This is a genomic window from Campylobacter sp. 2014D-0259 (assembly GCF_008000505.1).
In the GTDB taxonomy this organism is placed as follows: Bacteria; Campylobacterota; Campylobacteria; order Campylobacterales; family Campylobacteraceae; genus Campylobacter_D; species Campylobacter_D jejuni.
Window position 1 is genome coordinate 1 of record NZ_VOAQ01000025.1, and the last position, 584, is coordinate 584.

The 584-nt window shown below is 45.0% G+C and carries 2 protein-coding genes; both read left to right on the top strand.

The features are described 5' to 3' along the window. A partial coding sequence (locus SR63_RS07440; RefSeq protein ID WP_147498415.1) for a holo-ACP synthase occupies positions 1 to 268 on the top strand: 268 nt, incomplete at its 5' end. 13 nt (positions 269 to 281) lie between these two features. Beyond that, on the top strand, positions 282 to 584 hold a 303-nt coding region (locus tag SR63_RS07445), incomplete at its 3' end, for an SDR family NAD(P)-dependent oxidoreductase (RefSeq protein ID WP_147498416.1).

Consider the following 584-nt stretch of genomic DNA (forward strand, 5'->3'; position numbering starts at 1 on the left):
CTTACTCATTAACCCTGCAGAACCTGATTATGAACGGGCCTCTGGATTCTGGGCGGCGAAAGAAGCGTTAGTTAAAGCGATTGGTTGTGGTTTTCGTGATGGCGTACGTTTCCAGGATATTGAAATAAAGCATGATGCAGCCAAAGCACCTTATTTCGTTATTTCCGGAAGACTACAAGAAATTTTTATCGGGCAGGGGTTGCAAAATAACTCCCTGAGTATTTCGCATTGCCGTACCCACGCCATTGCGACTGTCATCGTTTATTAACTCAACATATGTGATGAATATGTACAAATATAATGATTTAAATGAAAAAACCGTACTGGTGACAGGAGCCAGTGGTGATATTGGACTGGGTATTTGCGAAAAATATCTGGAGCAGAACTGCGATGTTTATGCGCTCTATAAATCCAACGACGTGCAATTAACGGCGCTGAAAGCAAGCCATCCTGCAGGCGATAAACTGCATATTGTGCAGTGCGATCTTGCCTGCCCCCAGAGCGTGAGCGCATTGTGCGAACAGATAGAGCGCCAAGCTGGCAAGATTGATGTGCTGGTAAATAACGCGGGCATCGTTAAAGAC